The sequence below is a fragment of the Calidifontibacillus erzurumensis genome (assembly GCF_013303125.1).
GTDB lineage: Bacteria > Bacillota > Bacilli > Bacillales > Bacillaceae_J > Calidifontibacillus > Calidifontibacillus erzurumensis.
In genome coordinates this window covers 1-25419 of sequence record NZ_JABTTE010000032.1, presented here as the reverse complement: position 1 = coordinate 25419, position 25419 = coordinate 1, and the positions used below count along the sequence as shown (strand labels likewise).

Below are 25419 nucleotides of genomic sequence, written 5' to 3'. Positions count from 1 at the left end.
ATTTAATTTACCTTTTTAGTCAGAAGAATCTAAAACTCAAAGCTTCTTTCTTCGTTCACTATATTTTTTTACCTAAAAAATAAAAAAGAGGTTCCTTAAATAATGAAACCCCACTTACATTAAACGGATTTGAACAAAATGATCTTCAGATAACTAAATGTTAATAGTGTTCTATTTTTTCGACTTATAACAAGGCATCACCCGTTCATGAATTAAGGGCTTGACAGCCTCCATGAAAATATTAATATATTACCAACCTTTTCGTTCACGAAATGTAGTTATTTGTGCTAAATGATGCTTTCCATGCCAAGCATATATGCCAATAGTCAATCCTACATTTGATTCACCTGTTTGAGGATGTACATAAATTTTTTCAAAGTCAGCATCGGTTAAATTTCGTAATAAGTTACAAAAGCGTGTATGTATTGTTTTAAGAAGTGTCAAAGAAACTTCTACAGGTAACTGGTTATCTGGCAACTCTGCCCACTTACTTTCATCAAAAGGTACAATTACTGGCTTTTCATCGGTAAGAGCAAGCTTAATACGGGCATAGTAATTAATAGCTGTGTCCGCCAAATGATGAACAACTTGACGGATCGTCCATCCACCTTCTCGATATGGTGTATTCATCTGCTCCTCATTTAAATCTTCCAATGCTTCAAAAAGCAAGCTAGGCAATTGTTCCATATCACGAATCCAATCATCAAGTATTTCCCTCGTTACTACCCCATCAAACGAAAATTTTCCAATTGGGTATCTAACGTCCATTATTCAATCTCCTTTCCATTTGATAAAATTCCTTGTAATTTGATTTGTTAAATAAGAATAAGCGATTACGTTTTATTTTATCATACAAAATAATACCATACCCCTTCTATTTTCTTTTTTTTCACTTGTTTTTTTGCTTCCAAATAATCTAAATGCCCGATAATCTCAGACATTACTAACGAAAACTGTGATTCATACTTTTTTTGATAATACGCTTTTGCAATTTCGCTTGCAGTTTGAACCCCCTGTTTGATAAGTGCGAGAATTTTCTCAGCTTTTACATCAATATTTTCCAGTCTTTTTTCTATTAAACGTATTGGCTGTTCAATGATTTTTCCATGACCGGAGAAAACATAATCGATAGAAAGCGATCTACATTTTTGAAACGACTCTATATGTTGTAGTAGAGAAAGGATACGGTCACCATTTTCATCAGGTTCAACTAATGCATTGCTTGAAATATGCTTTATAAGCAAGTCTCCACCAAACAGAATTTTATTTTCAGAATCATAAAAGGCAACCTGATCAGGTGAATGGCCAGGGACTTCTAGTACAGTAAATGGAAACTTATTAACCTTAAATGGTAAAATATCAGCTTTTATTTCCAAATGTTTATTATTAAAAATCGCATGCTCCAATTTTTTGACTTGAGCCTCCCCTGCCTCTCCACAGCCCATTTCCCGATAAAGTTGTTCAAAAAAAGCGACTCTCTTCCTTAAAAATTCAGGGTCACGCTTTAAACGAGGAATTGCTTTTTCATGGGCATACACTGGGATCAGTTCCAATTCAGTTATGCGATTCACGAGGCCAACATGATCGAAATGATGATGAGTAATTAGAATAGCCGTTAAATCTTTAAGACTAAAACCATTTGATTTCAGAGTCTTCACAAACAAACTCCAATAATCTTCACTGTCTATTCCGGCATCAATTAAATATAAAGAATTTTCTTTTTCAACCAAATAACAATTAAAACTTTTTAAATTATGATGAACTTGTAAATTAACAGGAAATATTTTTATATTTCCATAAACAATTGGCTCCATTCAAACACTTCCTTAAGGTCAAATTCCATACTAAATGTTTAAAATATTGATAAATATATTTTATCAAAATTATGATTTTTTTGCCCATTCTGGCGACCGGGAAGTTTGTTTCAGCATTTTCTGGACAGCTTTTTCTTTACAGGCTAACCCCTTAGTAAAATACAAGAAGTATAACTAATGTTTATTTACATATTTACTGTAAAATGCAAATATTTTTTCAGTCCTTTTTGATAGAATATAATTGAAGTACGAGCAGTCATTATAAAATTAAGGGAGGTAGAAAAAGTTATCTATTCTCCTATAGTAGTATATTTGGAAAGATTTTTTTATTTATAGAAATCGGAAAATACTGCATAAAAAGTATTCCTTGTAAAATTTATTTTATCCTTTGATAGGCTCCAGATTACTTTTTTGGAATTCGATGATTCAAATTTTTTTTGTGGTCTTTTTAGTTCAATATTTTTCATGTTTATGAAGGGAAGCGAATCCTAATCTAAGAAATTTTCTAGAAAGGTGCAACATGTGTTAAATCTCTAGAGTAATAATTAATGAAAATGTTCTGAAGGTAAAGATTCAAAGGTTTCGAGGAGTTAATTCAACTAAATACAGGGGGAAAGTAATCATGATCAATGAATGGTTAAAAGAAGCTAAATATACTGTAGTTTTCACAGGGGCCGGTATGTCTACAGAAAGCGGACTTCCTGATTTCCGTTCTTCAAAAGGGCTTTGGAAACAAAAAGATCCAAGCCGCCTTGCTAGTACGGAAGCGTTAAATAATAATGTTCATGAATTTATTGAGTTTTATCGACAACGGGTACTAGGTGTTAATGAATACAAACCTCATAAAGGACATTTCATATTAGCAGATTGGGAAAATAGAGGAATTATTCAATCAATCATAACTCAAAATGTAGACGGTTTTCATCAGCTAGCGGGTTCTAAACGTGTTGCCGAGCTGCATGGAACATTGCGAAAACTTCATTGTCAACGCTGTGGAAAAGAAGAAGATAGCAAACGATATTTACAAAAGGAATATAAATGCGATTGCGGAGGCATCCTTCGCCCTTCTGTTGTATTATTTGGTGAGGCTTTACCTCAAGATGCATTTCAATTTGCATTACAAGAAACAGAACGGGCAGATTTATTTATAGTCTTAGGTTCTTCCCTAACAGTGACGCCAGCTAATCAATTTCCACTTATTGCAAAAGAAAATGGTGCAAAATTGATTATAGTAAATCATGATAAAACACCGATGGATCACTATGCAGACCTTGTCAAAAACGATAAAAAAATAGGTGAATTATTACAAGAAATTGATAACAGTTTTAATAAATAAAATTTCAAAATATTATTTACATAACTTCCCCATTTTCAATTTGTAATAATCCGATTTATCGTTTGGGAATACTACAATAATGATTTTTTACATGCAATCGGATTAGGGGGAAGCAAGTTGGAACATACAGCGGTTTCTTTGTTGCCATTCATAATTGTGATTGTAATGGCTATTTGGTTAAAAGATATTTTGCCAGGACTTGTAATAGGTCTTTTAGTAAGTTCTTTCTTTGTTACCAATGATTTGTTTTCTGGAATAAGACAATCCATTCATTATATGATAACGACTTTATCTGATGAAACAAATGTGAAAATTATTAGCTTTTTATATTTATTTGGTGGTCTGATTGGAATGATGAATATTGCTGGCGGCATCAAAGGTTTTTCACAATGGGTTGGTCAAAAAGTTAAGACTGAACGAGGTTTACTCAGTCTTATTTGGCTTACGTTGCCATTTACGTTCATGATGCCAATGTTTCGGATAATGATGATCGGTCCGATTATTAAATCATTCATTCAAAAAATGAATTTGTCAAAGCAAAAAGTAGGAATGACATTGGACATATCCACTGAATCGATCATTGTTCTATTGCCGGTTGCAACCGCTTTTGTCGGATTTATGGCTTCGCTCGTAGAGGGCGCAACGAGAGGATTGGATTTAAATATCACCCCATATAACTTGTTTTTACAAAGTTTTTTATTTAACTTTTTTGCCATCATTATGTTAATAATCGGTATATTACAAACGTTTTGGCCACCATTGAAAAAGACAGACAAAACAAGCAAAAACAAAGATGATCATGAAAATGAAGAACATGAACTACATCGTATCGGCATTAAAATAGAATTATCATTTGTTAAAGCACAGCCCTGGCACATGATTATTCCGGTCTTTTTGCTTATTTCCTTTACCCTAGTTCTCCTATGGAAAGATGGTATTGATGCTGGAGCCAAAACGATATTTTCTGCATTTTCTAAGGCAGACGCGACTTTCGTCATGCTCCTTGCCGTTTTTATCACTCTATTTTTTACGTTGATTTTTTATATTTTTCGGAAGCAGCCATTAAATGAAATCCTCTATCATTTTTACGATGGAGGAAATCAAATGATGCAAGCGATCAGTTTACTTATTTTAGTTTGGGCTTTAACAATGGCTGCAGAGGATTTAGGTTTTTCAGCTTTTGTCAGTTCATCATTAGGAGCTGTATTACCAGCTTTTTTAGTTCCAGCAATCATTTTTATTATAGGATCGCTTGTCGGGTATTTCATCGGTTCTTCATGGGGAACTTGGGGATTATTTATGCCACTAGGAATTTCATTAGCGCAAGCTACAGATGCTTCAATTCCTTTAACGATTGGTGCTGTTTTTGCAAGCGGTGCATTTGGTGCATTGGCTTCACCACTTGGCGATACGACGATTACTACAGCTTCCATAATAGATATGGATTTAGTCGAATATGCAAGGTATAAATTAAAGATAGCAGCAATCGGTGCTGCAATTAGTTTTGGATTATATATTTTGTGCGGTTTATTTGTACTAAGTAATTAAAATTTCTGCCTTTTAATAGAAAAGTCAAATTGTTAGGTATTAAGTAAGTTTGGAAAAGAAATAAACAAGCAAATACAGGAAAGGAGAAGTAAGGGCTATCCGAAAAGTCTAACAACACAAAAATTATTGATTAAATGTTGATTTGCCATGACTTTCTGGGCAACCCTTAAGATAATAAAATGGTTATTGAAGAAAAGGTTGTTGATTACTTAATTCAGAAGGGATATCACATCGCTTTTGCTGAGTCATGCACTGGAGGGTTAGCATCAGCGAGAATTGTAAACGTTCCAAATGCTTCGAAAGTATTAAACTCTAGCTTCGTAACGTATTCAAATGAAGCAAAAATGAAATTTCTAGGTGTAAAACGGGAATCATTAGAAAAATACGGAGCGGTTAGCGAACAAGTTGCTAAAGAGATGGCTTGTGGCGTTTCAAAAGTTGCTGATGCTGAAATCGGCATTGGTATTTCCGGCATTGCTGGCCCTTCAGGTGGAACGAAAGAAAAACCGGTTGGAATGGTTTGTTTTGGAATCAAAGTAAATCAAACGTGCTATACTTATACCCAATATTTCTTAAACAAATCACGTAATGAGGTTAGAAAGGAGAGCGTCGATTTTGTTTTAACAAAATTGCTGGAATTGATTATTTGATCAATTCCAGCTTTATACTTTTTCAAAAATATAATCAAAATAGCATTCATCACAAAGTGAAAATTTAATTGTTGGAGGCAAAATTTTGCCGCAGTTTTTACAAGTACTTCTAGGAATCTCTATTCCACTTTTTAAACGGTCATGTATTCGATCGCTTAATTCTTCACGAATCCGTTCCCAATAATGGGCTTCGGTAATTTTTCGTAATTTATAAAGAAATAGTAAATGGAGCCCAATTGATTTATACGATAATTCTAGATCTTCAAGAATTGCATCTTTCATGATCGGTTCAGGAAGGTCAACTCCAGCAATTATTGCTTCAAGGTTTTGTTTCCATTGATTCCTAAGTAAAGGCTCGTTTGTTGAAAATGGCAAATGTAACTATCCGTACAAATCCAGTGAACTACTCGTCATTAAACTGACAAGCTTCCGGTTCTACGCAACGAACTGATCTCCTTTGAAAATATACACTGTTGGCGTGTCCAACACCACTACTGAAAGAGATAGATCCTCTATCTCTTTCAGATACTTTTTAGCTATATTGATGGCTCCATTGACATCAGCATTGAGTCCTTTATGTCAATCTTTACATACATCTAATCCTCGATGTTTTCGATTGGATTGATGAGCAAATTCCTTCGATGGATATGGCTTGCAAACTGCACATGTTTGCGATGTGTATTCTTCTGAAATCTTGACGACTTCTATGCCTTTTTCTTCAGCTCTGTACTTTAGTTGTTAATGTTGGGAGTGTTTCTCTTGTTTCTAAATATTGATTTATATCATTTAAGACAATTGTTTTGACCGTTCCACAGCTTCCTCATAGTATTCCAATAAAATTCTGTTCATTCATAAAATCCTTTTGAAAAATATTGATTACTATCATATTATTAGCAATTAAATATCATATAATAGCTAAATGATATCTATTTAGGCTATTATTTTTATTCCTTTCTACCGAATGGTACATTATAGACATACTCAAAAATATGATGAAATATTTCTTTCGGCCGTTCTTCAGTCAATAAATGGCCAGTTTTTTCTAAAATGATTAACTTTCCATTTGGCAAGTCTTTTGCCAACCTTTCTCCTACATGAACAGGAACAACCCTATCTTCCTTTCCCCAAAGCAATAATGTTGGAATTTGAATGTTGTGAAGCTCATCGCTTGTTAAATCTCCTTCACGATAGCGCACAAGCCTCTTAAGGGCGGTATAAAAACCTTTTTCTTGCAAAGGTCTTTCAAATTCTCTTATATGATCGTCCGTAATCAGCGAATGATTATAAAAAACATTTTTCAACACTTCTCGAACTTCTTTTTTATAAACTTGCTTTTTAACATAATAATTAAAAAATGGGAGATATGTACAATAAATAAAAGCACGATTCGTTCTTTTTAAATACCCGGAACTGGCAAGCAATATTAATGAATGAATTTTTTCAGGAATCATTTTTGCAGTATATAATGCCACTTGTCCGCCCATCGAGTGGCCAACGATATTGACATTTTTTAATTGAAAATATTTGATGCATCCAGCAATAATACGGGCATAATTTTCATAGGAATATTTAAAAGATGAAGGTTTTTCACTTTTTCCAAATCCAGGCAAGTCTAATGCAACAATGGAAAAATGATCTTCTAACAAAGGCATAAGCGCATGAAATGTATAAGTTGTTGCTGCCACCCCATGTATTAACAAAAGAGGGGGCTTTTTTGTGATCGAATATTCGCAATAGACATTCACATTTTCAAGCCTAATATGTTTTTGATGCAATACCATTTATTCCAACTCCTGCTAAGGACGTTAGCTATAGTTTGTACACATTGTAGAGAATGTAATAATCGTCCTATTTTGAAGTAATACCTCCAGAAAGTACAAACTTCATTGCGTCTTCAGGCTTCACATCAAGTATTGTTACCTGCTCTTTCGGAATAAGAAAAGTAAATCCTGCAACTTGAAAACTTTGTGGTACGTAAACTGCTATATGGTCTTTCAAAGGATCAGCTAAATTTTCAATTTCTTCTGAAGTAATAAAACCGATACTTTTCATCCCTGTATTCGGTATTTCAACAAGAGCAACTTTCGAAAAAGCCCTTTTTTCTCCAAGCAAAGAATGAAATGTATCTTTTATAACAGAATATAAGGTTTTCACTAAAGGAATTTTTTCTAAGAAACGATCAATAATTTGAATAATTTTCCCACTAAAATATTGTGTGGAAAGCCATCCGAGAAATGTAATGATGGCAACTGTCAGCAAAATACCGATTCCTGGTATATAATCTTCCTTTAAATATGGTTTTAAAAGGTTTCCTAAAATGCTATCTAGAAATGTAAATATTTTAATAACTACATAAATAACAAGAATAATTGGGACAATCGTTAACAATCCATTGATAAAATTTTTCAACAATTGCTTCATCTTTTCCCTCCATAAACAATTAAAAAATCCTAATCTTAAAGAACTCCTTAATTTTTTCATTAAATAAATATAAATGTTTTTTACTTATTTGAGAGCAATTGGCAAGTAATATGATAAATTATTTGTAATCATACCACCTACACGGAAGCCAATTGCTGATGGTTGTCCATTAATTAGAAAACTGCCGACAAGAAGATTTCCTTCTTGCTCTCCTTTTTCACTTTGAAAGCGAATAGTTGGATGTTTAATGTATTGTTGATAAACAGGGATATAATTCGTATATGATTTTTGAGCATCACTATATTGAACAATTCCATCTGGTGAAAAAATTTCAACTGTATCTCCTTCCCTGCCAAAGGATGGCTTTTTAACATACACGAATCCATTTTTTATAAAAAAATCAGGCTCCAAATAAGTCGGAAGAAAATATTTTTCAATCCAATCATGTTCTTCATCTGTAAAAAATAAACTAGATTCAGCATGCAATCCCCAAATGACTGCCTGAACCGCTTTGTTTTGCAGTAAAAATGCAGATGGCGGATTGATGATTGCTAGTTTCCTATCGCTGACTAATTCCAACAGCCATAAACCTATTTTATTTCCGTGATCGTCTTCGTCTAAAATCAAATTTTCAATCGGAAACGTTTGCCGGTACAAAATATCAATTTTCATATCGTTATTATCAAATAATCCGACCCCTTTTTCGATTTGCAATTGATTTAACGGAACAAAAGGGGCATCTAGAGAAGACAAATTTCGTAAATAATGAACGGTTTCCCTGTCTTCAATATGATCATCATGTGCCGTAAAAACAACTGAAGGATGTGATATTCCAAGCCATTTGGTACTTTGATCAATACTCTTTCGAATCGCTTGACATAACTGTTGCTCCATATGAGCATTTGGGTTTTTTACCTTGAATTCCTTGCAGACGATATCGTTTATAGCATAAAGTTCTTTTATAAACGTCGGTGTATCCGCATTAATTTCAATACATTTATACCCATTTTCAGTTTTGATAAGATCAAGCCTAGAGATCACTGACTCAACAGGAAGCGTTTTTAAGCGAATAAAGGATAGGGTTTCCTTAGGAAACCCCATCTCTAGTAATGTTGCATCCGGCACTTTTCTCAACAGTTTTGCTGTTTTAAAAAAGATTGCTCCAATTCTTGCGCTAGCCAAACGGATTTTTTCAAGCTCCATTTCATCTATCAAAGCAATATCATAGAGGGCATATTCTTCCCCGTAAAGATCGGCCCAGAAATGATCGATCTTCGTGTAAAATCGTTCTCGTTCAAGAATATAAGTTTTTCTATCCACTATTCAATCTCCCCAATTTCCTTTACGTAAAGAACATAGACAGCCCGGTCTTCGTCAATTTCAGTTGAAGTGACTTCCATTTGCCCTAGTCCTGGAACAGAGACAATATCCTTTAATAAATAACGAATGATTTCAAAGTGGCTCTGACATGGAATTACAGCAAGTAATTTGAAATTTTCTTGTTCTCTAAACCTGCGAATCTCAATATGTAAACCTTGACCACGATATATTCTTTCTCCTAACACATGAGGATTTTTTCCCCGATCTTGGATAACAAGAATATCTTCATCGCCGTTCATTTCGTTGGCAATCAATTCATATTGTCGGCCTTTCATAATAAAATATGTACAAAGCTGGCGGGCATACAATTCATCCAGCCCCACCGTTGATGAATGATATTCATAAAACGGTTCATAATGTCCATTCCCAAGATCAATGTAATAGGTTAACTTTTTCATTCAACCACCACTTTTTAGTACGATAAAGATTTAGCGACAATCCAGCCAATCGCAATTGATAATGAAAACAGCATAATCCCTACCGCCCTATTATCCTCTTCTATGGCTTTGTGGATGCTAAAACGGATTGTCACAATTTCCGCTAAAAGAAACACGATAATTTGTGCTATGATGCCGATAGCTCCCCATATTGCCATATCAATAAGGGAAACTGAATATTCAAGAGCAGCACCAAGTACAAGTGCTAAACCAATAATTTTCCCTCCAAGAGATAGTGCCGCTGTACCATTTTTTTCAGCAATTAGGTTAAATTCTTTTAATTTTGGCGTACTGTAAATAAACAATATAATTCCAATTGCTAAAAGAAGCAACGCCAAACCTAAATAAGCAGCAAAATTTATATATAAGTTCACTTCAATCCTTCCTTCCATTTTTTACATATACCTAAATTTAAAAAATCAAAAAAATGTCTAAAAGACATATCGCTATAGGTGATATTGCTACTTAACCTCCGAAGCTTTTTACACCACTTCCAAAACCTGAACTCTTTTTGATTGAACTGTCGGTGACAGAACTGCCAAGAAATGACGAACTGTTTTTGTAAGCCATATAATCTTTGCTTTTATATAAATCTGATTTCGTCTTAAAATAACGGCCCCCATAATAAGAATGACCGTAATAATGCGAATCAAAATCATCGCATTCCCATACACCATCATCGTAATCCCACTCCCATTCCGTACAATATGAATCTTCCGGCAGTGGAGCTGTTTCCAGTTCGGAACCACAGCCAACAAGCCCCAACATTAGAACAGTTGATGAGATACCAGCCATAACTTTTTTTGTTTTGTCCATAAATATCCCCCCTTTTTATTTCTTAGTTTGTTATTTAATACGTAAATGCGATTGGAAAGTTTCATTTTGCTTTCTTTTACAAAATAACACAATGAGTTCTTTTACCAAAGAGAACCGTTCATTTTAATATCGTGAATTTTTTATTAAATTACTACATGTTTTTAACAAAAAAGAAATGATATAAATTCCTATCAAATTTTGTCTATACAACATTTAAAAAACATACATAACTTATTATAAATTTAAATCAATAACAAGATTGATGGAAAAAGTTATCAAATGAAATAACAAATCAGATGCACCATAGAGGTATGTGAAAAGCGGTAAAAATTAAACAAATGGTAGGTACATTTATAGAGGTTTCATTGCGGGAGTACCCAAACATATTATTTCTCCGGCAATTCATAGTTGTTTTGGGTATGATTTTTTGGAATTTGATTTGCCTTCAGAATTGCCCTTGATGACAATATTTTTCGCTGGTGACTTTAACGACATAACAAAAAAATTCATTGCCCTTTCGACTTGAAAGGAGGTGATCAGTATGGGTTTTGGTGGATACGGATATGGTTATGGTAACAACTTCGCATTAATTGTAGTGCTTTTCATTTTATTAATCATTGTCGGTACAGCTTTCGTTCGAAATTAATATTTCTATGACATCTTAGAAAAAAATAAAAACACTTTCGATTTTCACCGTTTCCCACAAAAACGTGGGAACGGTGATTATTTGTGTTTAAGTTCCACAATAAGTAACGTACCGTTCATTTGAAGGAGGTGGCGGTAATGAGTAATCAACTTGATCGTGCGAATGAGCATATGGTTTTGATAGTGCATTTAAAAACTGTTCCATTTTGCGAAATTCACCTTGACCGACAGCTAATTTAAGTACCTCCTCAACACGATGGTTGCGGGGAATTAGTGCAGGATTGTTAGCCCTCATCCTTTCATACGCCAAATCGATCGGTTCCGGTTGTTTTAATAATCGAGACTGCCACCGTTTCAGCCATTCACGAAACTCCTCTGTACAAAAGACAGGGCTTCCTTCTAATTTCTGAAATGTTAAAGCTAGGAAAGTATTTGTAAAATCAGCTTGATGCTTTTCCATTAACGATAGAAGGTCCTTTATTAACTTTTCATCTTCCTCTTCTTGATTGAACAACCCTAGTTTTGCACGCATTCCCGAAAGCCAGTATTCGTTATAAAAATCGTGGAATTTAGAAACAACATCTTGTGCTATTGTAACTGCAATTTTTTCATCTTCCGCTAAAAGCGGCAATAATGTTTCTGCGAACCGTGCAAGATTCCATGCTCCAATATACGGTTGATTTTGATAAGCATAACGCCCATAATGATCAATCGAACTGAAAACCGTTGCCGGATCATATCGATCCATAAATGCGCACGGGCCATAATCAATTGTTTCACCACTAATTGCCATATTGTCTGTATTCATAACACCGTGAATAAATCCGACGAGCTGCCATTTGGCAATCAGTGCTGCTTGGCTTTTCACCACTTCTTTAAGAAAAGCTACATACCGGGTAGAAGGATTTTCACCGTTTACTTCCGGGTAATGGCGATCAATTGCATAATCCGCCAACTTCCTAAGTTCATCCAAAGTTCTCCATACCCTCACATATTGAAAAGTACCAACACGAATATGGCTTTTTGCGACACGTGTTAATATGGCTCCTTGCAATACCTTTTCCCGATACACCGGTTCGCCGGTTGTTACAACCGCAAGACTTCGTGTTGTAGGAATTCCAAGTGCATGCATCGCTTCACTAATTATATATTCACGCAACATCGGTCCAAGGGCAGCCCTTCCATCACCATTTCGGGAATAGGGAGTTCTCCCCGAACCTTTTAACTGTATATCAAAGCGTTCTCCTTCTGGTGTTATCTGTTCGCCTAGAAGAATTGCCCTGCCATCACCTAACATCGTAAAATAACCAAATTGATGACCGGCATAAGCTTGAGCAATAGGTTCAGAACCTTCAGGTAATTTATTACCACCTAATATTTCAACTCCTTCTTCACTTTGCAAACATTCCCCATTTAACCCAAGAGATGCTGCCAGAGAAGAATTAAAAATGACCAATTTTGGCGAACGGACAGGAGTTGGATTCATTCTTGTAAATAAGGATTTCGGTAAACGTGCATAACTATTGTCAAAATTCCAACCCATATTTTTTTGTAAAATATAATTATTCATAATAATTGTTCATTCGAGCTCCTTTACAAATTATAAAAAAAACTATATATCCATTATTACTTTAACCCCCGCTTTCACTATACATTCAAAAAGAAAAAATAGGTATTATTTAAATGCCATTGCCGCATAAACAGCTTTTTTCCATCCGTTATATAAATCATCACGTTGTTTATCACTCATCGTAGGAACAAATTTTCTGTCAATTACCCATTGCTTCGAAATTTCTTCCTGACTATCCCAAAATCCTACCGCAAGCCCTGCCAAATAAGCGGCTCCTAATGCTGTAGTTTCATTAATTGACGGCCTTTCCACCGGCACATTTAGAAGGTCACTTTGGAAATCCATTAAAAAATTATTTTTTACAGCCCCGCCATCAACTCTTAAAGTTTTTAATTGTATTCCAGAATCAGCTTCCATTGCTGATAATACATCTTTCGTCTGGTAAGCCAATGATTCAAGTGTTGCCCGAATAAAATGCTCTTTAGTTGTGCCCCGCGTGACACCAAAAACAGCTCCTCGGACATCACTATCCCAATAAGGTGTTCCAAGACCAACAAATGCTGGAACAACATATACACCATCTGTAGAAGACACTTTCATTGCATAAAACTCACTATCTTTAGCTTCTTTAATGAGACGAAGACCGTCGCGAAGCCATTGAATGGCTGATCCTGCTACAAAAATGCTTCCTTCAAGCGCATAGGTGACCTTGCCGCCAATACCCCAAGCTATTGTCGTTAATAATCCATTTTTTGATGAAACAGCTTTTTCACCTGTGTTCATCAACATAAAGCAACCTGTACCATATGTATTTTTCGCCATTCCTTCACTAAAACATGCTTGGCCGAATAATGCAGCCTGTTGATCACCAGCTATTCCCGCAATCGGTACTTCTTTCCCAAAGAAATGGACATCACAAGTTTTTGTATAAATTTCCGATGAAGGACGGACTTCAGGCAGCATACATTTTGGTACCCCCAAAATGTCTAAAAGCTCATCATCCCATATTAGTTCATGAATATTGAACATTAACGTTCTTGATGCATTGGAATAGTCCGTTACATGTACCTTACCTCCCGACAGCTTCCAAATGAGCCACGTATCAATAGTTCCAAATAATAACTTCCCCTGCTCCGCTTTTTCCCTGGCTCCTTTTACGTGATCCAATATCCATTTAACTTTTGTTCCTGAAAAATAAGGATCAATAAGCAATCCTGTTTTTCTCCGAAATAAGTCATTATATCCTTTTTCTTTTAGTTTTTCACATATGTCATTCGATTGACGTGACTGCCAAACGATTGCATTATAAATAGGTTCGCCTGTTTCACGGTCCCAAACAACCGTTGTTTCTCGTTGGTTCGTTATACCGATACCGGAAATTTGATCAGGTTTTGTACTCGATTCGGTTAAAACTTCCGCAATCACCGATAAAATAGATCCCCAAATTTCATTGGCATTATGTTCCACCCAACCGGCTTTAGGAAAATGTTGCGTAAACTCTTTTTGAGCAATATGTACAATTTCTCCTCTTTTATTAAACAAAATTGCCCGTGAGCTTGTTGTTCCTTGGTCTAAAGCTAAAATAAAAGTTTCCATATTCTTAACTCTCCCTTCCAGCCACTCTCGAAACATTGTTTGTTAACGATATATTTAACTATATAAAAATGGGAGCAACCTACTTATTCAAATATCAAAATATCTTACTATTATTTTACCGAATTTTCAGAAAGTAGTGTATCTTTTCTATCACGTAGGTATAATAGAAGTAAGAATCATCATCGTTGGAGCTGCAAAACTAGAGCAAGGGGTTGTAATGATGATAAATTTATTAGTCATCGTATCAGAATCAATTTTCCTAGTAATGTTCTTTTTGTTTTGGTCTCTTTTTATCACAACACCTGTATGGCTTACGATTGTATTTTATATAAGGAAAAAGTATTTGTTAAAGAGACGATTACGTTTTGCAGTAATTCCTGGTGGAAGAAATTGAGGAAATCGGTAAAGAGAAACCGCAAGAATTGCGGCTTCTCTTATAAATTTTTTTGTTTTATTTTGAATTAACTTCCGCAGAAGTAAAATGTCTCTCTAATCTACGGGCAATTTCGTCTTTATCAGCTTCAATCACTTCCAAATATTGAGGTTTATCAAACAACTGTTGAATTTCTTCAGGGAATGTCTGTTCAATCTGACAAAGCTCGATAGCCTCATTAAATTTAGCAGGATGGGCAGTTGCCAAAGTCACACAAATATCTTCTTGTGGGCTGCATTTTTCAAATGCTGTGACACCACAAGATGTATGCGGATCTAATAAATAGTTTGTATCGGCAAAATATTTTCTGATTGTTTGCAAGCATTCATCATTTTTCACACCATAAGCAGAGAAATCTTCTTGTACTAGACGAAGCTGCTCTTTACTAACCTCAATTTTTCCAGTCGTTTTAAATTGATTCATTAGTGATTGAACTTCGCTAGAATTTTCATCAAGCAAGTAGTATAAGTATCGTTCAAAGTTGCTTGCAACTTGAATATCCATCGATGGACTGTAAGTGCTACGGAACTCACCAGGTTCATAAACGCCATCTTTGATAAACCGCTCTAAAATATTGTTTTCATTCGTTGCAACAATTAATTTTCCTACAGGAAGCCCCATTCGTTTAGCCATATAACCTGCGAAAATATCACCAAAGTTTCCTGTTGGTACACTGAAGTTAACATATTCAATCTTGTCATTTTCTTTTTTCACTTGGAAATAAGCATAAAAATAATAAACGATTTGAGCTAAAATTCGTGCGAAGTTAATTGAATTTATTGCACGTAAATGATACTTATTTTTAAATTCCAAGTCAGCAAAAATTTCTTTTATGATTCGCTGACCGTCATCAAAAGTTCCTTTAATAGCTAAATTTAATACAGTTGGGTCATTGACAGTTGTCATTTGCAATTCTTGCACTTTGCTTACTTTCCCGTGCGGATGCAAGATACAAATGCGAATTCCTTCTTTTCCTCGTACCCCTTCAATAGCTGATGCCCCTGTATCTCCAGAAGTAGCACCTAAAATATTAATTGTTACGCCTGTTTTTTTAGCTATGTAGGAATAAAGATTTCCTAAAAATTGCAGCGCAACATCTTTAAATGCAAAGGTAGGCCCGTGGAATAATTCGAGCACATATAAATTGTCTTTTACTTTTTGCACAGGTGTGATATCAGTGTGACGGAATGTACTATAGCTTCTTTCGATTAAATCCTTTAAATCCTGTTCGGAAATTTCTCCGTCTACATAAGAAGAAATAATCTCAAATGCAATTTCCTGATATGACATACGGGACATTGCTTCAAGTTTTTCTAGCGAAATTTGCGGAATTTTTTCTGGAACTAATAGTCCCCCATCCGTTGCTAATCCCATTAAAACTGTATCAATGAATCCTATTCCATTTACATTACCACGTGTACTTATATATTTCATAAAGATCCTCCAGGGTAAAAATTATATATATTATGGTTACCCAGAATGAGCTGCAAGTCAATATGGATTTCGAAACAATTTGACAATTTTTTAAAATTTCCCCTCCCTTTTATTCACCTTTTTATTAACAAATAATCTTTTATTGAGAAATAGAAAAAGTAATTGAAAATATTAATATAGGTAAAAAAATGATTTATATAACAACAACTACTATTATTTCAAAAAGTATATAAATTTTTTTAGGAAAAAGCAGGCATTCATATTGACAAAAGATAAAAAATATATAATAATAAATATCGAATTATAATTATTATAAATAACAAGCAATAATTTGAATAAAAAAATTATTACTTGGTTATTTTAAGTTTTAGACTTTTGTCTAAAACTACATATTAAAATAATTAACAAATAGGAGGAGTTTTATTATGTCAATGATTGGTAAACAAGTTCAACCATTCAAAGCTCAAGCATTCCACAATGGAGAATTCATCGAAGTAACAGAACAAAATTTTAAAGGAAAATGGAGCGTTGTTTGCTTCTATCCAGCAGACTTTACTTTCGTTTGTCCTACAGAGTTAGAAGACCTTCAAAACAACTATGCTACTTTAAAAGAACTAGGTGCTGAAGTTTACTCAGTTTCAACAGATACACACTTCACTCATAAAGCATGGCATGATACATCTGAAACAATTAAGAAAATTGAATACATTATGATCGGTGACCCTTCTCACCAACTTTGCCGTATGTTTGATGTACTAATTGAAGAAGAAGGACTTGCAGATCGCGGTACATTCATTATTGATCCAGATGGCGTTGTTCAAGCAGTTGAAATTAACGCAGGTGGCATCGGCCGTGACGCATCAAATGTTGTTAAAAAATTAAAAGCTGCTCAATACGTTCGCAATAATCCAGGCGAAGTTTGCCCTGCAAAATGGGAAGAAGGCGCTAAAACATTAAAACCAAGCTTAGATCTTGTTGGTAAAATTTAATCAGTAAATACCGAAGATCAATCGAAACAAACACTCCGGTTTTTTTAAACTGGGGTGTTTTTTATACATCTTTAAACTTTCCCCTCTTTGATTAGGTTGTTTTGTATAAGTTTTTTTAGTACTCTGTGAGCTCCTTAAACAAACTAACAAAAGTCAAAAAGTTACACCTTTCTCTATATTTCAAAATTTTAATTTAATATTTTCATTTATTAATTTAATTTCTCAATTAATATGTATTCATAAACACTCCCAATGTAAATAAGTCTATTTGACAAAAAAGTTTACAATAATATTACAATTTATTATTGACAATAATTAAATAATAGATAATAATTAATATGTATTTAAAATTATTATAAATAACAAATAATTATTAATTATGATTATAATTTTTATTTAGTTTTTTCACATCAAGGAGGAAATAATAAGTCATTGAACTAATATATCAAGTTACAAGGTTATCTAATTAGAATACAGAAATTTCAAATTATTCACTATATCTCTTTGTAAAAATTAGAAAATTTACCAAAGGAGTGTTTTTATATGATTTTAGATGCAGATATTAAAGCCCAATTAGCCCAATACCTTCAATTAATGGAAGGTGATATTGTCATTAAAGTAAGTGCAGGTACTGATGAAACCTCTCGTGACACACTAGCTTTAGTAGAAGAATTAGCATCGATGTCTCCAAAAATTAAAGTAGAAAAAGTGCAATTAAATAGAACACCTAGCTTTAGTATAAACCGTCCCGGGGAAGATTTAGGCATTACATTTGCTGGAGTTCCCCTAGGCCATGAATTTACTTCGTTGGTATTAGCACTTCTTCAAGCTAGTGGCAGACCTCCTAAAGTAGACCAAAAAGTCATCGATCAAATTAAAAACATCAAAGGCGAATACCATTTCGAAACATTTGTCAGCCTATCTTGCCACAATTGTCCTGATGTTGTGCAAGCATTAAACGTTATGAGTGTCCTAAACCCTGGAATTACACATACAATGATAGATGGTGCTGTTTACAAAGAGGAAGCTGAAAAGAGAAATGTAATGGCCGTACCAACAGTGTTCTTAAATGGTGAACCATTTGGCGGCGGTCGTATGTCCCTTGAGGAAATCATAGCTAAGATGGGCATTGAACAAGATATTTCAGAATTAGCTAATAAAGAACCGTTTGATGTGCTCGTTGTTGGTGGCGGACCAGCTGGTGCAAGTGCTGCTATTTATGCTGCACGTAAAGGGATCCGAACTGGTATTGTGGCAGAACGCTTTGGTGGCCAAATTCTTGATACATTAGGTATTGAAAACTTCATTGGTGTAAAATACACAGAAGGACCAAAGCTTGCTGCAAGTCTTGAAGAACATGTTAAAGAATATAATGTTGATATCATGAATTTGCAACGTGCGAAACGTTTGGAAAAGAAAGATGATTTTATTGAAGTCGAACTAGAAAGTGGTGCAGTATTAAAGAGCAAAACGGTCATCCTCTCTACTGGTGCTCGTTGGCGCAATATTGGTGTTCCAGGAGAATCAGAATTTAAAACAAAAGGAGTTGCCTACTGCCCGCATTGCGATGGACCATTATTTGCAGGAAAAGACGTTGCCGTCATCGGAGGAGGAAACTCTGGCGTTGAAGCTGCCATTGATTTAGCAGGAATTGTTAACCATGTCACTGTTCTTGAATTTATGCCTGAGTTAAAAGCTGATACTGTACTTCAAGAGCGTTTGTACAGTTTACCGAATGTAACAGTTATAAAAAATGCACAAACAAAAGAAATTACTGGTACTGACAAAGTAAATGGAATTACTTATATTGACCGTGAAACTGGTGAAGAAAAACATATTGAACTAGCAGGCGTATTCGTTCAAATTGGTCTTGTTCCAAATACAGAATGGCTTGAAGGAACTGTTGAACGAAACCGTATCGGTGAGATTATGATAGATAAACGCGGTGCCACAAACATTCCTGGAGTATTTGCAGCCGGTGACTGCACAGATAGCCCTTATAAACAAATTATTATTTCAATGGGTTCTGGTGCTACTGCAGCTCTCAGCGCTTTCGATTATTTAATAAGAAATTAATGATAATTTAAAAATCGGAGCTTTCGCCCACATTTGGACGAAGGCCCCGATTTTCTTTTTACAGATTAAATTCTTCATATCCTAAAAATTCATTCTTGATTGGCCGCCATCAACATTTATACTTGCTCCAACGATCCAAGATGCTTTTTCTGATGCGAGAAACGCAACGACATTGGCAACCTCTTCTGCCGTTCCAAACCGTCCGGCTGGTATTTCATTTTGTACAAAAGCATTTATTTTCTCAGGGTCTTCTTCTAAACGTTTTTTCCAATTTCCTGTTTCGTGTAGAATGCTCCCTGGAGCAACACTATTGACTCGAATTCCATAACGGATTACTTCATTAGCTAGTGCTTTTGTAAAGCTAATGAGGGCTGCTTTTGAATTATTGTAAGTAATCTTTCCCCCGCTTTCTCGACCATAAATTGACGTAATATTTACAATTGCCCCTCCCCCACTTTTTTTCATATGTTCGACAGCTAATTTGCTTAAGTGGACCGCTGAAAAGTAATTGAACTCCATTGCTTCATAAAATAATTCGAGCTCTGTTTCTAAAGCGCGGCCCCCATTGCTTCCACCAGCATTATTAACAAGGATATCAATTGTACCATAATCTTTAACAAATGTGGTTATTAGTTTTTCACGTTCTTCAGCTTTTAAAATATCAGCTTGGATGATATCTACCTCACCTCTAAGCTCCTCTTTTGCCTTATTTAAAAAATCGATATTCCGTGCGGCAATCGTAACATTTGCTCCTTCAGTAAGAAAAACGTTAGCGATCGCTTTACCAATTCCCTTTGAGCCACCAGTTATAAGAACATTTTTTCCTGTTAATTGTAAATCCATCAAGAACACCCTTTATTTTTCTTTTATGGAAAAACTATTACTGGCACCATTCTATCAAACCTTTGGAAATTAGTGTATTTTATTTGGACATATTCCGCGATATTTATTTACTTTTTCATCCCGGTGTAGATAAGAACAGCATCTCTTAAAAAAGCAGCTGTACCAGGTTGTTCCTTATCATAGTAGGAGGTAAAACGTTCATCATCAACGTACATTTGTACTAGACCAGCATGTGCTTCCTTACTGTATTCTGTCCAAAAATATGTTAACCATTGTTTATGCAAATCCGCAGCTTTCTGGGCTAATTCGCTTGCCGGGTCGCCAGTTTGATAAGCTTCTGCCAATACTTCCTTAAAACTATTTTCCAATCCTGTTACAGCTTCATATTGTTCTTTCGTCATGTTCATCCATTTTTCATTAGACTTTTTAACGGCATCTTCACCATATTTTTCACGAATTTCTTTACCGTACTTTTGCTCATTCTCATCTAACATTCTCCTCTTAAATCCTTCAAATTTTTCTTTATCGCTCATCGTCATTCTCCCTTCCTTAGTAGCAATAGTTTTTTCAACATTGGCAATTAATTGATCTAATTGATTTCGTCTTTCAACAAGATTTTTATGATGCTCTCTTAACGCTTTTATACTATCAAAAGCAGGATCCGTTAAAATTGCTCGAATGTTTTCTAAAGATATACCTAATTCTCGATAAAATAATATTTGCTGGAGCTTATCCACTTCTTCTTTACCATAAATTCTGTATCCTGATGAATTTATTCGTGCTGGCTTAAGAAGACCAATTTCATCATAATACCTTAAAGTTCTAGTACTAATACCAGCTAAAGCAGCCAATTTTTGAACTGTATATTCCATCAAAACACCTCCTTGGGATTAACAATACACCTTAACGCAACGTCAAAGTCAACAGATTATATGCCCAAAATCTAAAAATGCACAACCAAGCACTTTTCATATTTCGATGACAAAAAGCACATTTAAAACGAACAGCATTGTTATTGAATAGGAATTCTATCTTTAGTCGATTGATTATAACCTTTCTTTTATGGATACAAAATATCAACTATTCTTAGCAATAATGCTATTGTTTCCTTTGTTTTCAGATAACATATTTTTTGTTTGAACGTTTGAATAATTTATTGGAAGGATAAGAATTAAACATTTTTTGAAGATGTATGGAAAATGTGGAATTGAAAATGGATTATTGGATGAAATGTTAAGTACTTTTCATTTAGGAGATGTTCTTGTATTCAATTACCTTTTTCTAGTATTCGTATTTTTTATTAATTCATTTTTTCGATTCATTAAGAAACAACTATATAGCATTGAAAAGTAAGTTTGGGATATAGATAAAAAGTAAGTTTGGGATATAGATAAAAAGTAAGTTTGGGATATAGATAAACAGATAAAAAGAGTACATGACATAAAAAAAGTCTTTTTTTACTTTTTTCAAGGCAGCGACAGAAATCATTGAAATTAGAAATACGATTCAATTCTATGTTCAATTATCTATCCTGGATATTTTTTCATAAATCCTTTTTATATGCTCTTATTAAATTTATGAAATAAATGCAGCTAAAGTAATGGTCCCAAAAAATGAGAAACTATTTTCTATTAAGAATGTTCAAACTATAGCTAATAATCCTAGAATCACATAAAATATTGGTCTGTGATCTTTCCACTTTTTTATCAACCGATATAAAAGTTCAGCGCAAAAAATAAGCAAAAATATAAAAAATAATTTGATTCAAATTTCTAATTTCTAACAAAAAAATCACCTCACAATCCAATAAAAGCCCCCTTGATTTATTCATAAGTTGTTAAGACATTCTTCATATAACCCATTCCAAAAGTGTATTTACCATCGCTTATAAATATATTACATAATTTAGTTGCTTCTATGTAAAACCTTTACTTAAATCAAAATTTCAATAGGATAAATGAATACTCCCTAAATAGTACCATTAAATCACATATTTTCCAGATAAATCTTATAATAATGAGCTAACATATCTATGTCAGTTAAACAAATTACTTTTGACAAATTCATTTTTGATACTGGAACATGTATTTTAAATGTGTTGGACCAATGATTTTATAACTTTTAAAAAACTTCTAATTTATGAGTTCACAAAAATTTGAAAGCCGTCGATTTATTGCTTTTAGTATTGAAAGATAGTCTCCCTACTCTTTTAAAGTTGAAAAAATTTCGATAATACTCTTCCTTTTAACTATGTTAATCCGCTTTATTTTTTTATAATGGTCATAACAGCTAATCAAAAAGGGGGATTTTTTTGGAAATATATGCATTAGTCGGAAAGAGCGGCACCGGAAAAAGTACTAGCGTTCTTCAATACTGCCATGAACATAATATACCTGCTATTATTGATGATGGAATTTTAGTTGTAAACGGACGGAAAATTGCAGGAACTTCTGCCAAATATGAAAAAAATTCAATAAAAGCAGTCAAAAGGGCTACTTTTTTTTATGAAGATCATCGCAAAGAAGTGATGAATGTGATACAAATGACTGCGATTACCAAACTTTTAATCGTTGGAACATCTGTTAAAATGGTAAACATGATTGCCGAAAGGCTAAATTTAGGAAAGATTGATAAATATATTGATATTACAGAAATCCGTTCGAATAAAGAAATAAATATGGCACGTTATATGCGCAACACTCAAGGAAAACATGTCATTCCAATCCCATATACACAAGTAGAAACTACGAAATTAAAAAAAATCATCCAAGCTGGAAAAAAGCTTTTTTCTAAACAAGCAAAATATATTGGCGAACAAACAATTATCCAACCTCGTTTCACAACAGGAACAATTACAATTCACGAGGATGTGTATCGAGATTATATTCAACACATATGTAAAAAAATGAAAAACGTTCAGAACGTTAAAATTATCGACTACGATTTCACCACTTTTCAAAGTGTTACGGTCGAAATTGATTTAAATTGTACGCTCGATCAAAATATCATTGAATGTTTAAAAGAAATTCAAAAAGCTATTAATGAAGCGCTGCTTTCTTATTTTGAAATCGAAATGTATGCAATCCATATTCGCTTAACAAATATTAATATCGATCATTAACAAAAAAGGGCACCTCAATCTTCGTAGTTGTCCAAGATGTTCACAAACCTTGACAACCACGAATTTTAAAAGTGCCCTACTATATTTATTTTTTAAAATTCGGCTTTCTTTTTTCAATAAAAGCGCGGACTCCTTCTGGAAAATCAACTGGATCTACACTTGATTGAAGCCCAGTCTCCCATGGGATCGTAACAGTCGGGTGATTGAAGGAAACTGCTTTTTTTACAGCTAATAAAGATGCAGGAGATTGTTCCATTATTTTTTTACCTAACCGTATCGCATATCGGTTTACATCTGTTTCATCATCTAACAAATAATTGACAAGCCCCAAATTATAGCATTCTTGTGGTTTTAATATCCTCCCTGTATAAACCAGATCCATCGTTCTGCTTTTTCCAATTAAATCGATCATTCTTTTCGCAAAAGATTGATTTATCGTGATTCCTAATCTTCCAACTGGAAAGCCCATCAAAGTATTTGGGGTTCCAATTCGAATATCACATGCTAATGCAAGTTGAAAACCAGCACCCATGGCTGGACCATTAATAACGCCAATCGTTGGCAACGGAATTCTTTCAAATGTGGAAATGGCTTCTTCCATGATTCTAAAAGCATCATTCGCTTCCTCAATCGTTAATTGATTAAATTGTTTCAAGTCTGAACCAGAAGAAAAGAGCCTTTTCTTCCCACGTAAAATAACGACTTTATTTTTTGGATTTTGAATAATTCTTTTACCAACTGCTTTTAAGTCATTCCACATTCTATTCGTTAAAGCATTTTTTAGTGCTGGTCGATTAATCGTAACAATAGCAAAACCGCCGCTTTCCTGTAATAAAATATTTCCATCTTCTTCCGTTCTTTTTATCGTAACCCTCATATTATCCCTTCCCCCAACAAAAAATAACTTTTCTTTATTTTATCAAAATTATGACTAGAAACCACGGGAAAAGCATTTACTACAGCTTATAATCATAATTTTGTCTACAACACAATATCTTACTCACATAAGAGGAACTTACCAAAGCATATTTTGAAGTAAAGATGAAGTGGTATTAAAAAAATTCTGAAAAATATATAAAAAAACAAAATGAAAGCCTTTTCAAATTGTCACAATATAGGCAAAATATAAAATAGGAACAAATGAAAAAAAGTCGAAAAGTAAGAGGTAAAGAGAGGTGATTTTGGTGCTGTGGTTAATAAAAAAAATTCGAAAATTATTTTTGAATCAGCAAGAAAATGTAAAGTATACAATTTGGATTGATGATGATCGATACATTGCCTCTGCAACAAAAGGTGAACTAACTGTATACAATTATGGCAACTCCCCAGAAATGGCAAAAGAAGCTGCACTTTATTTACTACATAAAACAATAAAAGCTAAAGAAAAAGATCACTATTTACAACAACAATTCATTCCTCTTCCAAATGGGCATAAACTATATCGCATAAAATGATCATAAAACCCTTTCCCACTTTAATAAAAATGGGAAAGGTTATTTGTTTTTCTACATCATATTTAATATATATATTGTTAATGGAATCGTTAATAAACTGAGAAGTGTCGTTACGAAAGTTGTAAAAGAAACTAAATTTGGCTTTACATCAAATTGAATGGCAAGCATAGTTGTATTCGCAGCAACTGGCATCGCTGCCAATAAAATGTATACGGATTTTAAAGTATCACTGACTGGCATGAATATGACAAATAACGCAGCAAGCAAAGGTGAAATGACCATACGAATTACTGTAACTGAATTTACATACCGTAATGCAAATAGCTGCGGTTTGATCTCAGCCAACTGCATGCCGAGAATTAACATAACTGTCGGAATGGTTGCAGATGCAACCAAACTAATTCCCTCCATAATTGTTGGAGGAAGTTTAAAATGTAATAATTGAAACAAAACACCCAATAATGCACCGTAAAGAACGGGCATCCTGATCACTCGCTGCATTGCCTCTCTTGCAGTGGTAGACTTCTCACTTCCAAAAGACGCAATAAATATTCCGATTGAATTTATTAGAAATGCGTGGATAACCATTATAATAACCGCATAGTCAAAAGCCATTGCACCAAATGCAAATAAAGCAACAGGTGCTCCGTAATTGCCGCTGTTAGGAAATACACATCCTAAAAGCATGGCAGCCATATGTGTTTTATCCGCTTTGATAATTTTTCCACTAATATATGTAATGGCTATCAAACTAAGCGCAAGTAGAAAAGTAAAAAGAAATATATAAAAATATTCAATGTTTAATGGATTGGTGTAAAATGTTTTAAATGTTAAAAAAGGAGACATTAAATAAAGT

General features: G+C 34.0%; 25 protein-coding genes and 1 pseudogene. 9 read left to right on the top strand and 17 right to left on the bottom strand.

What is annotated here, in order from left to right; genetic code table 11:
- Positions 1 to 249 precede the first annotated feature (249 nt).
- Together HR057_RS15965 and HR057_RS15960 are read right to left on the bottom strand one after the other, a co-directional pair.
- Positions 250 to 768, bottom strand: coding sequence for a YfiT family bacillithiol transferase (locus HR057_RS15965; protein WP_173732437.1), 519 nt, complete (start codon positions 766 to 768; stop codon positions 250 to 252).
- An 80-nt stretch (positions 769 to 848) separates the two neighbouring features.
- On the bottom strand, positions 849 to 1814 hold the full coding sequence (locus HR057_RS15960; protein WP_173732436.1) for an MBL fold metallo-hydrolase: 966 nt from the start codon (positions 1812 to 1814) through the stop codon (positions 849 to 851).
- 622 nt (positions 1815 to 2436) lie between these two features.
- Between HR057_RS15960 and HR057_RS15955 the strand changes: the two genes are divergently transcribed.
- The 3 genes from HR057_RS15955 (at position 2437) to HR057_RS15945 (ending at position 5348) form a co-directional block, all read left to right on the top strand.
- A complete protein-coding gene (locus HR057_RS15955; protein WP_173732435.1) occupies positions 2437 to 3150 on the top strand; it encodes an NAD-dependent protein deacylase in 714 nt (237 codons plus the stop codon).
- Positions 3151 to 3267: 117 nt separating this feature from the next.
- Positions 3268 to 4698: a Na+/H+ antiporter NhaC family protein gene (locus HR057_RS15950; RefSeq protein ID WP_173732434.1), complete on the top strand. Its 1431-nt coding sequence runs from the start codon at positions 3268 to 3270 to the stop codon at positions 4696 to 4698.
- A 179-nt stretch (positions 4699 to 4877) separates the two neighbouring features.
- Positions 4878 to 5348: a CinA family protein gene (locus tag HR057_RS15945; RefSeq protein WP_173732433.1), complete on the top strand. Its 471-nt coding sequence runs from the start codon at positions 4878 to 4880 to the stop codon at positions 5346 to 5348.
- Positions 5349 to 5360: 12 nt separating this feature from the next.
- Here the strand turns inward: HR057_RS15945 and HR057_RS15940 are convergent, their stop codons facing one another.
- The 8 genes and pseudogenes from HR057_RS15940 to HR057_RS15905 all read right to left on the bottom strand — a co-directional run bounded on the left by HR057_RS15940 (position 5361) and on the right by HR057_RS15905 (position 10402).
- A complete protein-coding gene (locus HR057_RS15940; RefSeq protein WP_173732432.1) occupies positions 5361 to 5723 on the bottom strand; it encodes an LptE family protein in 363 nt (120 codons plus the stop codon).
- A gap of 204 nt (positions 5724 to 5927) precedes the next feature.
- A pseudogene (locus HR057_RS17435) lies at positions 5928 to 6074 on the bottom strand (zinc ribbon domain-containing protein); the annotation flags it as partial.
- Positions 6075 to 6292: 218 nt separating this feature from the next.
- A complete protein-coding gene (locus HR057_RS15930) occupies positions 6293 to 7129 on the bottom strand; it encodes an alpha/beta fold hydrolase (protein WP_173732431.1) in 837 nt (278 codons plus the stop codon).
- A 67-nt stretch (positions 7130 to 7196) separates the two neighbouring features.
- On the bottom strand, positions 7197 to 7769 hold the full coding sequence (locus HR057_RS15925) for a DUF502 domain-containing protein (RefSeq protein WP_173732430.1): 573 nt from the start codon (positions 7767 to 7769) through the stop codon (positions 7197 to 7199).
- An 84-nt stretch (positions 7770 to 7853) separates the two neighbouring features.
- Positions 7854 to 9089 carry a glutathionylspermidine synthase family protein gene (locus tag HR057_RS15920; RefSeq protein ID WP_173732429.1) on the bottom strand — a complete coding sequence of 412 codons (1236 nt, stop codon included), beginning with the start codon at positions 9087 to 9089 and terminating at the stop codon, positions 7854 to 7856.
- On the bottom strand, positions 9089 to 9547 hold the full coding sequence (locus HR057_RS15915; protein WP_173732428.1) for an RNA helicase: 459 nt from the start codon (positions 9545 to 9547) through the stop codon (positions 9089 to 9091). The genes HR057_RS15920 and HR057_RS15915 overlap by 1 nt, the downstream gene beginning before the upstream one ends.
- Before the next feature lie 14 nt (positions 9548 to 9561).
- Complete coding sequence (locus HR057_RS15910; protein WP_173732427.1) at positions 9562 to 9978, bottom strand: DUF350 domain-containing protein; 417 nt, start codon at positions 9976 to 9978, stop codon at positions 9562 to 9564.
- Between the two features lie 73 nt (positions 9979 to 10051).
- Entirely contained in the window at positions 10052 to 10402 is a 351-nt protein-coding gene (locus HR057_RS15905; protein ID WP_196237969.1) for an aminotransferase yhxA, read from the bottom strand.
- Between the two features lie 541 nt (positions 10403 to 10943).
- Here HR057_RS15905 and HR057_RS15900 point away from each other — a divergent pair.
- A complete protein-coding gene (locus HR057_RS15900; RefSeq protein ID WP_173732426.1) occupies positions 10944 to 11048 on the top strand; it encodes a YjcZ family sporulation protein in 105 nt (34 codons plus the stop codon).
- A gap of 87 nt (positions 11049 to 11135) precedes the next feature.
- Here the strand turns inward: HR057_RS15900 and HR057_RS15895 are convergent, their stop codons facing one another.
- A complete protein-coding gene (locus HR057_RS15895; protein ID WP_173732425.1) occupies positions 11136 to 12617 on the bottom strand; it encodes a protein adenylyltransferase SelO in 1482 nt (493 codons plus the stop codon).
- 105 nt (positions 12618 to 12722) lie between these two features.
- Positions 12723 to 14213, bottom strand: coding sequence for a glycerol kinase GlpK (gene glpK, locus HR057_RS15890; protein WP_173732424.1), 1491 nt, complete (start codon positions 14211 to 14213; stop codon positions 12723 to 12725).
- 220 nt (positions 14214 to 14433) lie between these two features.
- On the opposite strand from glpK, the gene HR057_RS15885 reads away from it, so the two are divergent.
- Complete coding sequence (locus tag HR057_RS15885) at positions 14434 to 14607, top strand: hypothetical protein (RefSeq protein WP_173732423.1); 174 nt, start codon at positions 14434 to 14436, stop codon at positions 14605 to 14607.
- 57 nt (positions 14608 to 14664) lie between these two features.
- Here the strand turns inward: HR057_RS15885 and thrC are convergent, their stop codons facing one another.
- Positions 14665 to 16080: a threonine synthase gene (gene thrC / locus HR057_RS15880; protein ID WP_173732422.1), complete on the bottom strand. Its 1416-nt coding sequence runs from the start codon at positions 16078 to 16080 to the stop codon at positions 14665 to 14667.
- Between the two features lie 425 nt (positions 16081 to 16505).
- Here thrC and ahpC point away from each other — a divergent pair, with 425 nt between their 5' ends.
- Both ahpC and ahpF read left to right on the top strand, forming a co-directional pair.
- Positions 16506 to 17069 (top strand): alkyl hydroperoxide reductase subunit C, encoded by a 564-nt coding sequence (gene ahpC / locus HR057_RS15875; protein WP_173732421.1) that lies wholly within the window; start codon positions 16506 to 16508, stop codon positions 17067 to 17069.
- Between the two features lie 543 nt (positions 17070 to 17612).
- The gene (gene ahpF / locus HR057_RS15870; RefSeq protein WP_173732420.1) at positions 17613 to 19145 is read left to right on the top strand and encodes an alkyl hydroperoxide reductase subunit F; all 1533 of its coding nucleotides are present in this window, start codon (positions 17613 to 17615) and stop codon (positions 19143 to 19145) included.
- An 81-nt stretch (positions 19146 to 19226) separates the two neighbouring features.
- On the opposite strand, the gene HR057_RS15865 is transcribed toward ahpF, so the two are convergent.
- Both HR057_RS15865 and HR057_RS15860 read right to left on the bottom strand, forming a co-directional pair.
- On the bottom strand, positions 19227 to 19988 hold the full coding sequence (locus HR057_RS15865; RefSeq protein ID WP_173732419.1) for an SDR family NAD(P)-dependent oxidoreductase: 762 nt from the start codon (positions 19986 to 19988) through the stop codon (positions 19227 to 19229).
- A gap of 107 nt (positions 19989 to 20095) precedes the next feature.
- Complete coding sequence (locus HR057_RS15860) at positions 20096 to 20860, bottom strand: MerR family transcriptional regulator (protein WP_173732418.1); 765 nt, start codon at positions 20858 to 20860, stop codon at positions 20096 to 20098.
- 1439 nt (positions 20861 to 22299) lie between these two features.
- On the opposite strand from HR057_RS15860, the gene HR057_RS15855 reads away from it, so the two are divergent.
- Positions 22300 to 23109 carry a DEAD/DEAH box helicase family protein gene (locus HR057_RS15855; RefSeq protein WP_173732417.1) on the top strand — a complete coding sequence of 270 codons (810 nt, stop codon included), beginning with the start codon at positions 22300 to 22302 and terminating at the stop codon, positions 23107 to 23109.
- An 85-nt stretch (positions 23110 to 23194) separates the two neighbouring features.
- Here HR057_RS15855 and HR057_RS15850 read toward each other — a convergent pair whose 3' ends face one another.
- On the bottom strand, positions 23195 to 23986 hold the full coding sequence (locus HR057_RS15850) for an enoyl-CoA hydratase/isomerase family protein (RefSeq protein ID WP_173732416.1): 792 nt from the start codon (positions 23984 to 23986) through the stop codon (positions 23195 to 23197).
- 298 nt (positions 23987 to 24284) lie between these two features.
- On the opposite strand from HR057_RS15850, the gene HR057_RS15845 reads away from it, so the two are divergent.
- Positions 24285 to 24563: a hypothetical protein gene (locus tag HR057_RS15845; RefSeq protein ID WP_329955900.1), complete on the top strand. Its 279-nt coding sequence runs from the start codon at positions 24285 to 24287 to the stop codon at positions 24561 to 24563.
- Positions 24564 to 24614: 51 nt separating this feature from the next.
- Here the strand turns inward: HR057_RS15845 and HR057_RS15840 are convergent.
- Positions 24615 to 25419 (bottom strand): AEC family transporter (locus HR057_RS15840; RefSeq protein ID WP_230474497.1); only part of this gene is annotated, 805 nt, incomplete at its 5' end.